13 protein-coding genes are annotated in these 14,075 nt (G+C 65.8%); 7 read left to right on the plus strand and 6 right to left on the minus strand.

The genetic code is table 11. From position 1 onward, the window contains the following. Positions 1–7 precede the first annotated feature (7 nt). Genes LGM89_RS23020 through LGM89_RS23035 form a run of 4 tightly spaced genes read left to right on the plus strand, consistent with a single transcriptional unit; the run spans position 8 to position 3,613 of the window. Positions 8–655 (plus strand): paraquat-inducible protein A, encoded by a 648-nt coding sequence (locus LGM89_RS23020; RefSeq protein WP_089498496.1) that lies wholly within the window; start codon positions 8–10, stop codon positions 653–655. Continuing rightward, positions 652–1,299 carry a paraquat-inducible protein A gene (locus tag LGM89_RS23025; RefSeq protein ID WP_226206258.1) on the plus strand — a complete coding sequence of 216 codons (648 nt, stop codon included), beginning with the start codon at positions 652–654 and terminating at the stop codon, positions 1,297–1,299. Before LGM89_RS23020 ends, LGM89_RS23025 begins: the two co-directional genes overlap by 4 nt. Further along, positions 1,296–2,966 carry an intermembrane transport protein PqiB gene (locus LGM89_RS23030; RefSeq protein ID WP_226273983.1) on the plus strand — a complete coding sequence of 557 codons (1,671 nt, stop codon included), beginning with the start codon at positions 1,296–1,298 and terminating at the stop codon, positions 2,964–2,966. Before LGM89_RS23025 ends, LGM89_RS23030 begins: the two co-directional genes overlap by 4 nt. Further along, positions 2,963–3,613, plus strand: coding sequence for a membrane integrity-associated transporter subunit PqiC (locus LGM89_RS23035; RefSeq protein ID WP_226273984.1), 651 nt, complete (start codon positions 2,963–2,965; stop codon positions 3,611–3,613). Before LGM89_RS23030 ends, LGM89_RS23035 begins: the two co-directional genes overlap by 4 nt. Positions 3,614–3,714: 101 nt before the next feature. Here LGM89_RS23035 and LGM89_RS23040 read toward each other — a convergent pair whose 3' ends face one another. Both LGM89_RS23040 and LGM89_RS23045 read right to left on the minus strand, forming a co-directional pair. Further along, positions 3,715–4,773: an AraC family transcriptional regulator gene (locus LGM89_RS23040; protein WP_264172597.1), complete on the minus strand. Its 1,059-nt coding sequence runs from the start codon at positions 4,771–4,773 to the stop codon at positions 3,715–3,717. 106 nt (positions 4,774–4,879) lie between these two features. Further along, positions 4,880–6,514 (minus strand): AMP-binding protein, encoded by a 1,635-nt coding sequence (locus tag LGM89_RS23045; protein WP_226273986.1) that lies wholly within the window; start codon positions 6,512–6,514, stop codon positions 4,880–4,882. A gap of 368 nt (positions 6,515–6,882) precedes the next feature. Between LGM89_RS23045 and LGM89_RS23050 the strand changes: the two genes are divergently transcribed. Continuing rightward, entirely contained in the window at positions 6,883–7,983 is a 1,101-nt protein-coding gene (locus LGM89_RS23050) for an AraC family transcriptional regulator (protein ID WP_089498490.1), read from the plus strand. 23 nt (positions 7,984–8,006) lie between these two features. Here the strand turns inward: LGM89_RS23050 and LGM89_RS23055 are convergent, their stop codons facing one another. The 4 genes from LGM89_RS23055 to LGM89_RS23070 form a co-directional block, all read right to left on the minus strand. Then, positions 8,007–9,512, minus strand: a complete 1,506-nt coding sequence (locus tag LGM89_RS23055; protein ID WP_226273987.1) for a sensor histidine kinase — start codon at positions 9,510–9,512, stop codon at positions 8,007–8,009. Then, on the minus strand, positions 9,512–10,231 hold the full coding sequence (locus LGM89_RS23060; protein ID WP_039353478.1) for a response regulator transcription factor: 720 nt from the start codon (positions 10,229–10,231) through the stop codon (positions 9,512–9,514). Before LGM89_RS23060 ends, LGM89_RS23055 begins: the two co-directional genes overlap by 1 nt. 543 nt (positions 10,232–10,774) lie before the next feature. After that, positions 10,775–11,113, minus strand: coding sequence for a transposase (locus LGM89_RS23065; protein ID WP_226273988.1), 339 nt, complete (start codon positions 11,111–11,113; stop codon positions 10,775–10,777). After that, complete coding sequence (locus LGM89_RS23070; protein ID WP_226274205.1) at positions 11,041–11,325, minus strand: hypothetical protein; 285 nt, start codon at positions 11,323–11,325, stop codon at positions 11,041–11,043. The genes LGM89_RS23065 and LGM89_RS23070 overlap by 73 nt, the downstream gene beginning before the upstream one ends. 517 nt (positions 11,326–11,842) lie before the next feature. Here LGM89_RS23070 and LGM89_RS23075 point away from each other — a divergent pair. Beyond that, positions 11,843–12,115 carry a hypothetical protein gene (locus tag LGM89_RS23075; RefSeq protein ID WP_144023160.1) on the plus strand — a complete coding sequence of 91 codons (273 nt, stop codon included), beginning with the start codon at positions 11,843–11,845 and terminating at the stop codon, positions 12,113–12,115. A gap of 17 nt (positions 12,116–12,132) precedes the next feature. After that, the gene (locus LGM89_RS23080; protein ID WP_089498487.1) at positions 12,133–13,839 is read left to right on the plus strand and encodes a DUF1302 domain-containing protein; all 1,707 of its coding nucleotides are present in this window, start codon (positions 12,133–12,135) and stop codon (positions 13,837–13,839) included. Positions 13,840–14,075 lie beyond the last annotated feature (236 nt).

Below are 14,075 nucleotides of genomic sequence, written 5' to 3' on the forward strand. Positions count from 1 at the left end.
AGACCGCATGCGCGAGCAACACGAACCCATGGACACGTTTCCAGCCCTGATCGCCTGTGAGCATTGCGACAGCGTCTACCGACGCCGCGCGCTGGCGCCGCACGAGGTCGCGCGGTGCGAGCGCTGTTCGGCGGTGCTGTTTCGCTCGAGCTGGCTCGATATCGACCGGTGGCTCGCGCTGGCGATGGCGGCAGGCGTGGTGTTTGCCATCGCCAACCTCTGCCCGATCATGCGGATCAGCGTGCAGGGGCTGCACAGCGAAGCCACGCTGTGGCAATCCGCGCTCGCGCTGGCCAAAGGCTACGCCGCGCCGATCGCGATTCCGACGGCGCTCGCCATCGTGGTGGTGCCGTTCCTGCAGATCGCCACGCTGATCTGGTTGCTGGCGTTTGCCCGCGCCGGGCATCGCGCGCCCGCGTTCGGCCCGCTGATGCGGCTGCTCGTCGCGCTGCGGCCGTGGAGCATGATCGAGGTCGGATTGCTCGGCATCCTGATCGCCATCATCAAGCTGTCCAGCATCATGCAGATCATTCCCGGCGCGGGCTTGTGGGCCACGGCCGTGCTGATGGTGCTGATCCCGCTGATCGCGGGCCACGATGCGCGCCAGCTGTGGGACTGGGTCGTGCCGGTGGAACCCGCCGGAGGCCGCTCGTGAGCCTGCCCGTGCGCGCCAGTCAGATGGGCATGGTCGGGTGCCATGCGTGCGGCCTCGTCTGCCGGACCCATGCCTGCGCCGCGCAGGATGTGCACGCGCGTGGCGCCGAAGCGGCACGCTGCCCGCGCTGCGGGTCGGCGCTGCACGCGCGTCGCCCGGACAGCCTCGTGCGCGCGTGGGCGCTGCTGATCGCCAGCCTGATCTTCTATCTCCCGGCCAACCTGTTGCCGGTGATGCGCACCACGCTGCTCGGCAGCCACAGCGAATCGACGATTCTCAGCGGCGTCGTGGTGTTCTGGAAAGCCGGCTCGTACGGCATCGCGTCAGTGATCTTCATCGCGAGCGTCGTCGTGCCGTGCACGAAGTTTCTCGCGCTCGGCATGTTGCTCGTCACGACGGGCCGGCGCAGCGTGTCGGCCATGCGCGAGCGGGCCGTGCTGTATCGCGCGGTCGAGCTGGTCGGCTACTGGTCGATGCTCGACGTGCTGGTCGTCGCGATCATCTGTGCGCTGGTGAAGTTCGGTCCGCTGTCCGAGATCGAGCCGCGCGCCGGCATTTTGTTTTTCGGCATGGTCGTCATTCTCACGATGCTGTCAGCGATGAGTTTTGACCCACGCCTCATTTGGGACGCCGAAGAAGCATGAATCCTCCATCCGGCCCGCAAGGCCTCGAACCCCACGACCCGCCCGTGACGCGCAACCGCCTGCGGCTGTCGCTCGTCTGGCTCGTGCCGCTCGTCGCGGCATTGATCGGCCTGTCGATGGTGATCCACGCGTGGTTGTCCGTCGGACCGGAAATCACGATCACGTTCAACACCGCGCAAGGCCTCGAAGCCGGCAAGACGCCCGTCAAGTACAAGGACGTCGTGATCGGCACCGTGACCGCCATCTCGCTGAGCGACGACAGTTCGCACGTCGTCGCTACGGTCGCGTTCGTGAAGAATGCGCGCAACCTCATTCGCGACGACACGCGCTTCTGGGTCGTGCGGCCGCGCGTCGGCATGAGCGGCGTATCGGGCATCGATACGCTGTTCTCCGGCGCTTACATCGGCATGGACACGGGCGGCTCGACGCAATCGCGCAAGGCCTACACCGGGCTCGAGACGCCGCCCACCGTCATCAACGGCATGCCGGGGACGAGCTTCGCGCTGCGCGCCACCGATCTCGGCTCGCTCGATATCGGCTCGCCGGTCTATTACCGCCACCTGATGGTCGGGCACGTCGCGTCGTACAAGCTCGACATGCAGCGCCGCGACATGAACCTGCAGGTGTTCATCGATGCGCCGTACGACCGGCTGGTGACGACCGATACGCGCTTCTGGAACGCGAGCGGGATGGATCTGTCGCTCGACGCGAACGGCCTGAAGCTGAAGACCCAGTCGGTCGCGACGATCGTGGGCGGCGGCATCGCGTTCGCGACGCCGGAAGACAGCGATGCGGCGGCGGCCCGTGCAAACCACCTGTTTACGCTCGCCGACAACGAAACGTCCGCGATGGCGGCCCCGGACGGCCCATCCCAACTCATTCGACTCCGTTTCGCGCAGCCGTTGCGCGGGCTCGCGGTCGGGGCGCCGGTGGAATTCTCCGGCGTCAACATGGGCAAGGTGGTGTCGACCCAGCTCGACTTCGACCGTAGCACCCGGCGCTTCCAGTCCATCGTCATGGTCAAGGTCTATCCGTATCGGCTCGGCCCCGTCATCGAGAAGCTGCAGAAGACCGAAGGCAACGGCAATCCGCGCGCGGCCCAGTTTCTCGCGGGCCTGGTCGAGCATGGGCTCCGTGCGCAGGCGCGTACCGGCAACCTGCTGACGGAGCAGCTCTACATTTCGTTCGATTTCGTGAAGAACGCGCCGAAGGTGCCGTTCGATGCGAATGCCACGCCGCTGACGTTGCCCACCGTGCCGAGTACGTTCGACAAGCTGCCGGAGCAGCTCGCCGACATCGTCGACAAGATCAACAAGCTGCCGCTGGCGTCGATCGGCAAGCATGTCGATTCGAGCCTGACGAACCTGGACGCGACGCTCAGGCAGGTCAACGGCCAGGTGCTGCCGTCGACGACGCGCGCGCTCGACCAGGCGAACCAGACGTTCGGCGCGTTGCGCCAGGGCATCGCCGAGGACGGCCCGCTTCAGGAAAACCTCACGAACACGCTGACCGAAGTCCAGCGCACAGCGCGCTCGTTGCGCACGCTCACCGACATGCTGGGCCGCCGTCCCGACGCGCTGCTCCGGGGCACCGGCGCCGATCACGCGCCGATCGCGCCGGTCGCCCCTTCCACCTCGCCTGTCCAGCAGGAGCCACGACAACCATGAGCTTCCCGATTCGCGCCAGGACGATCGCCCTGGGCGCCGGCGCCGCCATCGCGCTGACCGCCTGCGCGTCGAACCCGGTGCATTACTACACGCTGGTCTCGCCGGCCACGTCCGCGACGACAACGGCAACGTCGACCACCGCGCGCGCCGCGGCGCCGCTGGCGATCAACGTGTTGCCGGTCGGCATCCCCGCCCAGCTCGACCAGCAGCAGATGGTCGTGCGCAGCGGGACCGGCGCCGCGCGGATACTCGACAACGAACGCTGGGTCGCGCCGCTCGGCGACGAGCTGCGCGCGGCGCTTTCGTCGGCGCTCGTCGAGCAGCTGGGCGCGCGCAATGTCACCGGCCTGCCGCGTCCGTCGAACCAGACCGTCATGAGCATCCGCACGCAGGTGCGCCGCTTCGATGCGTGGCCCGGCAGCATGGCCCAGTTCGAAGCGGATTGGGTCGTCGGCGTGCAGCAGGACACGCCGGGCACGCCGGGCACGCGCATTTCGTGCAGCACGCGGCTCAACGAGGCGGCACCCGGCGGCTACGCGGACATGGTGCGGGTGCAACAGCGCATGATCGAGCAGTTCGCCACGCGGATCGCGAGCACGGTGCGCAGCTTCGGCAACGGCCGCCCTGCCTGTCCCGCCGATTCGTAAACCGTCCCGCCCAGGGGAGCCGTCCATGGGAGCGCGCGAAGGTATCCGGTTATGGGAACCGGCTACCTTGAAGCGATGCAAGACGCATGACGCATGACGCGTTACGCGCGCCGCCGGTAAGTGCCCGGCGTGCTCCCTGTCCAGTGCCGGAACGCGCGATGGAACGCGCTCGGATCGTCGAAGCCGATGTCGGCGCCGATCGCCGCGATCGTGTCGGGCGTATCGGTCAGCCGCTGGATCGCGATGTCGCGCCGCAGTTCGTCCTTGAGCGCCTGGAACGTCGTCCCTTCGGCGGCCAGGTGGCGGCTCAGCGTGCGCACCGAGCAATGCAGGTGCTCGGCCGCCTGGTCGATCACCGGCAGGTCGGGCAACGCTTCCGACAGGTACTGCCGCACGCGATGGCACACGAGTTGTTCGCTGAACGATTCGAAGATCCAGTCGCCCGGTGCGCGCGCGAGGAACTTGCGCAGGTTGCGCTTGCTCTGCCGGATCGGCGCGTCGAGGTAATCCGCGCTGAAACGCATCAGCGTGCGCTCGCAGTCGAACCGCACGGCGCCGGTGAAGAAGTACAGGTGCTCGACCGCATGGCGCGGCCGCGGGCACGCGAACTCGATCTGCAGCAACGGGATCTTCTGCCCGATCAGCCAGGAGCACACGCCGTGCACGAGCTTGAGCATCAGCTCCTGGCCGAGCGCGCCGATCGGGCCGATGGCGTCGTTCGGGCGCAGCACCGTCTGCGCGACGAGGCCGTCGCGCTTCGATTCGACGAAGAAATCGTCGAGCAGGATATGGAAGAATTGCCCGAAACGATGCAGCGCCGTTTCGAGGTTGCGCGCGTCGAGCAGGCTCAGGCACAGGTACTTCAGCGTACCGCCGCGCAGCGGGCGCGAGAAGATGCCGGGCATCTCGTCGTCGAGTTCGATCGCGAGCGTGCGGTACAGCGTCGAGAACTGTTCCTCCGTCACGCGCGCGTGCGGTTCGCCGAGCAGCTCGATCGGGATGCCGGCCCCGCCCAGGTAGCGCTCGACCACGTCGCGCTGCACGGCCGCGCTCGCGAGGAAGCCGTTGACGAGCGAGATCGGCACCGTCGCGCTCGGCGACGGCAGCGTCCGCCCGGGTGCGGGCCCGGGCTGGGCGGAAAGTGAATCTGAACCGGTCATCGCGTCCCCGTCGATCGAACCGCTCGCATTGTACTTGAGCGGCCCGCGCGGAGGCTTCCGGGCTATCGGCACGCCGGACACTGCGCGGCGCGGCGCGCCGACGCCATCAGTCGGTGCGGCTGAGTTCCCGGCGCAGGATCTTGCCGACGGTCGACTTCGGCAGCCGGTCGACGAAGCGAATCAGCTTCGGCACCTTGTAGCCCGCGAGGCTCTCGCGGCAATGCGCGACGAGTTGCTCCTCCGTCACGTCGGCGTCCTGCGCCAGCACCACGAACAGTTTCACCGCCTCGCCCGTGCGCGCGTCCGGCACGCCGATGCACGCGCATTCGGCCACGCCCGGCACGGCGGTCGCGACCGCTTCCACCTCGTTCGGATACACGTTGAAGCCCGACACGATGATCATGTCCTTCTTGCGGTCGACGATCCGCAGGAACCCGGCTTCGTCGAACACGCCGACGTCGCCGGTGCGGAAATAGCCGTCGGCCGTGAACGCGGCCGCGTTCGCGTCCGGTTTCCGCCAGTAGCCGCCCATCACCTGCGGCCCCTTCACGCAGATCTCGCCTGCGCCGCCGATCGCCACCTCGTTGTCCTGGTCGTCGAGCAGCTTCACGTCGGTCGACGGCAGCGGCAGGCCGGTGGTGCCCGTGAACGAGTCGATCGACTGCGGGTTGAACGACACGACCGGCGACGTTTCCGACAGCCCGTAGCCCTCGCGGATGAAGTTGCCCGTCACCGCCTTCCAGCGCGACGAGATCACGTCGATCACGGCCGCGCCGCCGCCGGCCGACAGCTTCAGCCGCGACCAGTCGACTTCCGTCAGGCGCGGATGGCCGGCGAGCCCCGCGTACAGCGTGTTCACGCCGACGAACACCGTCGGCCGCGCGGCCTTCAGCACGTCGATGAAGCCGTCCATGTCGCGCGGGTTCGCGATCAGCCAGTTCTGCGCACCGATCGCGAAGTAGGACAGGAAGTTCACCGTCAGCGCGAAGATGTGATACATCGGGATCGCCGTGACGACGACCTCCTCGCCCGGCACGCGCGCGGCCGGCACGATCGCCCCGAACTGCTCGATGTTCGCGACGAGGTTGCGGTGCGACAGCGCCGCGCCCTTCGACAAGCCGGTCGTGCCGCCCGTGTACTGCAGCAGCAGCAGGTCCGCGCCGCCGAGCGCAACCGGCTCGAGCGCGAGCGATTCGCCGGCGGCAATCGCATCCGCGAGCGGGATCGAACCGGGCGGCAGCGCGTCGCATGTCCCGGCCGGCGCATCGACGACGCCGAGATCGCCGCGCCCGACGCTCAGCACGGTACGCACGCGCGTGCCGCCGACCACTTCGGCGAACGTGCCCATCGACCCGCCGCACACCAGCGCGACCTCGACACCCGCGTCGTTCAGCTGATGCTCGAGCTCGCGCGCCGTGTAGAGCGGGTTCACGTTGACCTGGATCGCACCGATCTTCGCGACCGCGACGAACGCGACCGCAAACGCGAGCACGTTCGGCAGCATCACGGCCACGCGATCGCCCTTGCGCACGCCCACGACCTGCTGCAGATAGGCGGCCAGCGCGGTCGACAGGCGATCGACGTCGCCATAGGTCAGCGTGCGGCCATACGAGTGGAACGCCGGGCGACCGGCGAATCGGCGCATTGCGTCGTCCAGCAACGCGCTTACGGAAGGAAAGCGATCGGGATCGATCTCGGCGGGGATCGAGCCATACGACCCGGTCCAGTGTCTCTTCGTCATGTCTCACTCCACGGGGGACGGCGCGCCGGCCGCGCCGTTCGCACGACGGCCTGCACGCCGGAGAAGCGCGGACCATCGCCTGATCGGCGACTATCGCCCGCGCGGCGCACTTTGAAAATGATCCGGGCGGCCGAAAAGATGATCGAAACGGACATACGGGCCGCACCTGTCCAGGTAACGTCGGCGGACACCGCCGACCTGGCCGGCCGGCACGCGCCAGGCCGGCTGCGGCGGCAGGGGTGCCACCGACGCCCGCTGCACCGGGTCGCACCGGCGCGCGCATCAGGGTGAACCCTGTGGCGCATGGGACCGATCCCGAGCAGAATTGCGTGCCGTCAACGATATCGATTCGGACGCAGGATGCTCCCATGCCGCGCAGTGCGCTCTTGACCCCGACGACCGCCCGCGCAGCCCGCCTGCCGGACGTCGAGCCGACCCACGCGTTGCGCCAGCAGCGCTTCACGCCGGCCAAGCTGGCCGTGCTGCTCGACGTGGCCACGCAAGCCGGCCTCGACCCGGCCGCGGTGCTCGACGGCACCGGTCTCACGCCGGCCGCCGTCGCGGACCCGTTCACGCTCACGTCGCCGCTGCAGTTCCTCACGGCCGCGCGCAATGCGATCGGCCGCTACGACGGCACCGATCTCGGCGTGCGCGTCGGCCACCGGCTGCACGCGTCGAGCTACGGGATGTACGGCTACGCGATGCTGTGTTCGGAATCGCTCGCGCACGCGTTCGAATCCGCCGTCAAGTATCACCGGCTCGCGAACGGCATGCTCGCGATCCGCTGGGTCGAACAGGGCGACATCGTGTCGTGGCAGTTTCCCGACCGGCACGAAGTCGCGCTCCCCGACCTCGACGAGCCGCTGTACCGTTTCCTGATCGACATGCAGTTCGCGCTGCACGTGACGATCATCAAGGACGTGATGGGGGCGTGGTGCGTGCCGGCGCGCGCGCAGTTCGCGCAGCCGCAGCCGGCGCACGCGGCGCGGCTGGCCGACGCGCTCGAATGCCCGATCGCCTTCGACCAGCCGCATCATGTGCTCAGCTACCCGGCCGCCTGGCTCACGCGCGCGCCGCAGCTCGCGAATCCGATCACCGCCGCGCAGGTGTCGTCGCATTGCGCGAGCCTGCTCGACGAATTGCGCAGCCAGGCCGGCGTCACGCGGCGCGTGTACCAGGAACTCACGCGCACGCCCGGGCAGTTTCCGGACATCGACGCGATCGCGGCGATCCTGTGCATCACGTCGCGCACGCTGCGCCGCAAGCTCGAAGCCGAAGGCACGTCGTACAGCGAACTGCTGGCGAGCGTGCGCAAGGCGCTCGCGATCGACTATCTCAGCACGACCACGCTCAGCACCGAGGACATCGCATCGACGCTCGGCTTCAGCGACGCGGTGGGGTTCCGCCACGCGTTCAAGCGCTGGACAGGGATGACGCCGAGCGACGTGCGGCGCAAGCGCGGCGGTTGAACGCGGGCATTGCCTGGGGACGGTCAGCGCCCGTCGCCGGCCGCAGGGGTGGCCACCGCCAGCGCGAACTCGAACACCGCCCCGCGCCCGGCCCGGTCGACCAGCCGGATACGGCTGCCGTTGAGCGCCAGCATCCGGTGCACGATCAGCAGCCCGAGCCCGCCGCTCGTCACCGCGCCGCCGCTCATCGGTCGCTGCGGCCGCTGGAACAGCCCTTCGCGCCGCGCCGCCGGAATCCCTTCGCCGGTATCGGCCACGGTCACGAGCACGCGGTCGCCGCGCGGCTCGAGCGCGACCTCGACCTCGCCGTGCGCGGGCGTGTGCCGCAGCGCGTTGTCAAGCAGGTTGGTCAGCACGCGCTCGATCATCCCGAGATCGGCCGACACGACCGGCACCCGCGGCGGAATCCGCGCATGCAGCGCGACGCCGCGCGCCTGCGCGGTCAGCTCGAATTTCTGGAACACGTCCTGCACGAGGTCGACGAGCGAGAACGGCTCGCGCTCGGCCTGCACACCGCCCGATTCCAGCCGCGCGAGCTCGAACAGCGCCTGCGCGAGCCGGCCGACCTTCGCGCTTTGCGCGAGCGCGATCGACAGGTAACGCCGCCGCTCGTTTTCGGCGAGCGTGTCCGACTTCAGCGACAGCGTCTCCAGGTAGCCGTGCAGCGACGTAAGCGGCGTGCGCAGGTCGTGCGAGATGTTCGTGATCAGTTCGCGCCGCTGCTGGTCCTGGTGCGTCAGCGCGCGCCACTGGTCGCCGATCCGGTCGGCCATCTGCGCGAATGCGGATTCGAGCACCACGATGTCGTCGCCGCGCCGGCCCGGCCGCGAGCGCGGCACCGGCGGCTGCGTGTCGGGCGTGCCGTTCGCGTCGAAGCGGCGCATCGCGTCCGTCAGCCGGCGCAGCGGACGCGTGATGAAGCTGAATGCGGTGAGGCCCGCGAGCAGGCCGAGCAGCGCGACCAGCGCCATCGACCACAGCGTCGTGCGCAACACGTTGCCGGCGTCGACACGCGCGGCCAGCTGGTCGTGCGCCTCGCCGAGCAGCACCACGTAGATGTAGCCCGACGGCGGCTGCCCCGCCAGCTGCAGCGGCGCGGCGCTGAACACCTTGCGCGCATCGGGGCTGCGCGGGTCGTCGCCGAGGATCGGCAGCGGCTCGCCCGCGATGAAGCGCTGCACGGGCGCGAGATCGACGCGCTCGCGCTTCACGTGGCCGGGCGGCGCATCGTCGCCCTTGATCCGCCCCGCGTTGTCGAGCAGATACACCTCGACGCTCGGGTTCACGCCCATCAACTGCCCGAACAGCGTGCGCACGGCGTCCGGCCGCAGCCCGTTCGCGTCCATCAGCGGCGCGCTGTGGGTCACGCTGTTGACGATGTTGGCGGCCAGGTCGCGCGACAGCCCCTGCACGACTTCCTGCTCGCGCATGTCGTTCGCGCGGATCTGCAGCCACGCGGACGCGCCCGAGCACGCAAGCAGCAGCACCGAGAACACGAGCGACAGCCGCTGGGTAAGGGTGAGCTTCATCATGCGTCCCGCTGGCCCGGCGCGGCGAGCTTGTAGCCGCGGCCCCACACGGTGAGGATCCGCACGGGCTCGGCCGGATCGGCCTCGATCTTCGCGCGCAGCCGGTTGATGTGGGTGTTGACCGTGTGCTCGTAGCCTTCGTGCTGGTAACCCCACACGGCATTGAGCAGGTCCATCCGCGAGAACACCTTGCCCGGATGCCGCGCGAAGAAATACAGCAGGTCGAATTCGCGCGGCGTGAGGTCGATGCGCGCGCCGTCCACGCTCGCCTCGCGCGCGATCGGGTCGATCGCCAGCCCCGCGACGTCGAGCGTGCCCGCGTCGATCCGCGAATCGCGCGCCAGCGCATCGACGCGCCGCAGCAGCGCCTTCACGCGCGCGACGAGTTCGAGCACCGAGAACGGCTTGGCCAGATAGTCGTCGGCGCCGAGCTCGAGGCCGAGGATCCGATGCACCTCGCTCGAACGCGCACTGGTGATGATGATCGGCGTGTAGCGCGTCATCGCACGCGCGCGCCGGCAGATTTCGAGGCCGTCGACGCCCGGCAGCATCAGGTCGAGGATCAGCGCATCCCAGCCGCCCTGTTCGAGCAGGCGCAGCCCCTCGGCGCCGTCCGCGCTGTGCACGACCTCGTAGCGCTCGTCGCGCAGGTGCAGGCTCAGTACATCGGCGATATCGGCGTCGTCCTCGACGATCAGGATGCGTTTCGGTTGGTCCATGGCGGCGGGCGGCGGCACGTCGGTGCCGGGTATCGGTTCGGGCCCGGTCCGGCTGGCCGGGTTCTCCGGGGGGAATCGCGGCAACGGCCGCGCTGCCGCCATTGTGCAAAATTTTGCGGCGCGGCGGGGAGTGATCACATTTCATTTAACTTTGGATTGTGCCGGCGCTGTGAACCAATGCCCGCAAGGTCTCCAAGGCCGGCCCCAAAAATGAATCGCTACTCACTCCAGTCCGAACACGAAAAAGCGGACGTGATACGTCCCAAGCGACGATACAAGCCCGCGCGTCCCGATGATCAGCCGTACTGTCTGCCGTGGCGTCAATCCCGGTCGTTCCGCCGCACGCCATGGTTTGGCCTTGCCGTCCGGCATGTGCCGAAGACCTGTAACCTGTCCAGCTCGCGCGTCGTCAGTATCACCTTTTCAGCTGACTGCATGGTCAGCCCCGTGCTTGCTCAACTAGCTTCCTGAATTTTTGCACGTGTATCGTGAAAACGCTGTCTTCTTGTTCAAGACAGACCAATCCAGATTGGTGAAATGACCTCACTGACTAGTCAGGTTCTCGCCACTTTCGTCGCGGCTACGCCACTCCTGAATCAACCGCTTGGCGTGCCGCATTGAGACGAACCAGTGCTCGTTCAGGCATTCATCGCGGAACCGCCCGTTGAAGCTCTCGACATAGGCATTCTCCACCGGCTTCGTAGGCGCGTGCACCAGACCTTGCCAACGAACCCCGGCCTGTTTTTGACCGTGATTGATCCGGGCACGCCTCGTATCACCGTGAGCCGCTCGAGCACTTGCTGCACTCGTCAGCCCGGTAGCGAAGTATCGATTTCGATGACCAAACACTCGCACGTGTAATCGTCGACCACGTTCAGGCATCGAAACCGCCGACCAAAGGCCGGCCCGCCAGAAACCAATCGTATGGTCCTCCCGCTTCTTCTATCGTAGCGGCGCTTCTGCGCGGCGATGGCCATCATCCAGCCAGTCAGCGCTTCGTCGTCAATTCGGCGGTGTGATTCGTCGTGAACCAGCGAGCGCGACATCCCTCCCGGCCCGCAGGCCCGCACAACACCCACGGCGCGTTCTGTCATCAAGATTCAGACCGCTCACTCCGGAACGGACTCTCCACCGTCACCGCACTAAACGCGGGGAGCAGGTCAACGGCCTTGTAGACGATGACTTCATACCACAGAGGGTTAACCTTTATCGACACGGAATTGATATGACAATATTTTCCAATCTCTTTCCGATTTCTTTCTATTTTATGGTCATTTGACCAAGTCATTTGTCAAACTTTGTCCCGGATAGCCAGGCGGTGAGCAATTCGCAAAGTACTGCACTTCGACACGGTCGCTTATAGACGTCATCGCCGAACGACAACTTCCCCTCGTGCGCGAAAGGTAATCACCATGGCCGGCCAGCGCACGATAGCTGTATGCATTAGCAAACTGTCGGCACGCCATCAGGGTTCCCGGCAATGCGGACTCCTACGTCATGACGATGACCTGGAGTCAGCAGATTCAAGAAAATAAAGCAAAACACACCCTTAATAATTTCGCATAGCTAATAAATAGACTGAACTTTCAGATCGTTCATCTGCATTCGTCTATGCGCACCCTTTTGGCGGGCGCACGTTACCAGGTCAAGGTCAAGGAGATAGCCGTGGTCAAGACTCATGCTTTCAAGAAATCCGCTTCGCACGTCCGATCGACAGCGAAATTGCCACTCATTGCTTCCGCGGTCTCGATGACTTTGACCGGTGCGCTGGCGGAAGGTACGGATTCGGCTCATACGCCGTCGGGCACCGAAGTCGCCGGCACCGCGAGCGGCATTCCCGCATGGACGCTCGCAGGTAATCTCCGTGCATTGAGCGAGCGTTGACAGGAGCCGACAACCAGATGGCTATCACGTCCTCATTTAAGCGCCGGCCCAGCATGGCTTTCGTACGCACGGCGATCTTGGCGCTGGTCGCCCTCGGGTCCAGCTGCGCGCACGCGTTCATTTTCACGGTCGGGAATGTTGAAGGCAGTTTCGATTCGACGATATCGGCGGGCATCGGCATTCGAACTGCCTCGCCAAGTTCCAATCTCGTATCGCCGACCTACAACCAGGCCACCGGCGCAAGGACCGGTGGCGGTCAGCTCGGCCAGTTGAGTGGCCTCTCCGATCAAGGCAACATCAACTACGGCAAGGGAGATCCGTTCACGAGCTATCTCAAGGGCAACCACGAGCTGCTCCTGAAGATGCCCTCCCAAGGGCTGGCGTTCATGGCGCGAGGCACCTGGCAATACGATTACTCCGGCACCCGCACGACAGGCGCAACCAGCGGACAGAACCTTTTCTATACCCCCCCACCCAGCCTCAGCGGCGGGTTCCCGCCCGACGCCGAGAGCAACATCCGGTTCAAACCTCGGTTGCTTGACTTGTGGGTGAGCAAACAGTTCAACGTAGGCGACCAGATTGCACGCATCCGTGTGGGTAATCAGGTCGTCAGCTGGGGCGAGAGCATCTGGGAAGTCGGGGGGATCAATGCGACAAATGCCATCGACATGAATCGCGCTGCCCAACCAGGCGCGCAAGTCAAGGAAACGGTCCTTCCTGCACCGATACTGAGTGTCGCGTCTGGTGTGGGTCACGGCGTGAACGTCGAGGGTTACATCCAGAGTAACTGGAATCAGAATTATCTGCCCCCGGTTGGCAGCTATTGGTCCAATCAGATCACAGGGCCCGGCAACAACACGTATGGCATTGCGACCGTCCATCCGAAAAACGGCGGGCAGTATGGCTTTTCCATTCGCTACCAACCCGCTGGAACGGACCTGAATCTCGGCTTCTACACGATCGCGTACCACGACAAGTTCCAGCAAGTCTCGCTGAGCTCGACGGGTGGGACGGTCTTCAGATTTCCGGAAGACCGTCACATGATCGGTCTCAGCGCCAACTTCCCCGTTGGCGACTGGGCGATCGGCACCGAGCTCTCGTACCGTCCGCGAGATGCCGTTCCCCTGAATCCGGCCAGTGGATGCGTCGCACAAGGTGGAAACTGCTGGGTCGACGAGAAGCGATTCCAGTGGCATCTGACGTCACTCTACTCGTTCCAGCCAAGCAATTCCGGCGCGTTCCTCAAGCTGCTCGGTGCCCAAACCGCTACGCTGACGACCGAGACGGTGATCATTGGTTATCCCGGGCTTCACAAAAGCTATGGTGGATCACCTATCGCGTCGGGCGGGCTCGCGTGGGGAAATGAATTCAATGACTTGTCCTCGAGCGGCGCACCCAACTCACCGGGTAGTGCACAAGGAACGAAATACTCCGGCGGGATTGACGTCGACTTCAACTGGGTTTACGACGGCACACTCATTTCTGGATGGCGGGTCAATCCGGGGATATTCATCCGATATGGCCTGTTCGGTAACACGCCGTCCATCAACTCCCAGTTCATGCGAGGTGTTACCTCCATGAACCTGTACGTGAACCTCATACAGAACCCGGCGAACTGGCAGGTCGGATTGAACTACAGCCGCTTCATGGGTCCCACCAACCCGCTGGTCAATCCGCTACGTGATCGAGACTTCGTGGCAATCGTCGCATCTCGAAATTTCTGAGGTCAATACGAATCGCAACGTAAGCGATCGAGCAACGACACTCTTGTGTAGAAATCGCGACACTCTGATGCTACGTGTCTACGTGAACAGCTGGCATCAGACTGTATGAGCGAGAGGCAAGACCTACGTTGCCGAATAGCGCACCTCGATCAGGCGTGGATCGATTCCGCTGCGTCGGACCTATTCGGCAACTGCGACGGCGGCAGAGCCGCGCATGCCCATGTTCCCCTGCAGCC

This window comes from Burkholderia sp. AU31624 (genome assembly GCF_020420065.1).
In the GTDB taxonomy this organism is placed as follows: Bacteria; Pseudomonadota; Gammaproteobacteria; order Burkholderiales; family Burkholderiaceae; genus Burkholderia.

What these genes read in the sequence shown, in the direction of transcription:
- LGM89_RS23080 (WP_089498487.1), top strand. Translation starts at nt 12,133, where the DNA reads ATGGCTATCACGTCCTCATTTAAGCGCCGGCCCAGCATGGCTTTCGTA.
- LGM89_RS23035 (WP_226273984.1), top strand. Translation starts at nt 2,963, where the DNA reads ATGAGCTTCCCGATTCGCGCCAGGACGATCGCCCTGGGCGCCGGCGCC.
- LGM89_RS23020 (WP_089498496.1), top strand. Translation starts at nt 8, where the DNA reads ATGCGCGAGCAACACGAACCCATGGACACGTTTCCAGCCCTGATCGCC.
- LGM89_RS23050 (WP_089498490.1), top strand. Translation starts at nt 6,883, where the DNA reads ATGCCGCGCAGTGCGCTCTTGACCCCGACGACCGCCCGCGCAGCCCGC.
- LGM89_RS23045 (WP_226273986.1), bottom strand. Translation starts at nt 6,514, where the DNA reads ATGACGAAGAGACACTGGACCGGGTCGTATGGCTCGATCCCCGCCGAG.
- LGM89_RS23075 (WP_144023160.1), top strand. Translation starts at nt 11,843, where the DNA reads ATGCGCACCCTTTTGGCGGGCGCACGTTACCAGGTCAAGGTCAAGGAG.
- LGM89_RS23065 (WP_226273988.1), bottom strand. Translation starts at nt 11,113, where the DNA reads ATGCCTGAACGTGGTCGACGATTACACGTGCGAGTGTTTGGTCATCGA.
- LGM89_RS23060 (WP_039353478.1), bottom strand. Translation starts at nt 10,231, where the DNA reads ATGGACCAACCGAAACGCATCCTGATCGTCGAGGACGACGCCGATATC.
- LGM89_RS23030 (WP_226273983.1), top strand. Translation starts at nt 1,296, where the DNA reads ATGAATCCTCCATCCGGCCCGCAAGGCCTCGAACCCCACGACCCGCCC.
- LGM89_RS23070 (WP_226274205.1), bottom strand. Translation starts at nt 11,325, where the DNA reads ATGACAGAACGCGCCGTGGGTGTTGTGCGGGCCTGCGGGCCGGGAGGG.
- LGM89_RS23055 (WP_226273987.1), bottom strand. Translation starts at nt 9,512, where the DNA reads ATGAAGCTCACCCTTACCCAGCGGCTGTCGCTCGTGTTCTCGGTGCTG.
- LGM89_RS23040 (WP_264172597.1), bottom strand. Translation starts at nt 4,773, where the DNA reads ATGACCGGTTCAGATTCACTTTCCGCCCAGCCCGGGCCCGCACCCGGG.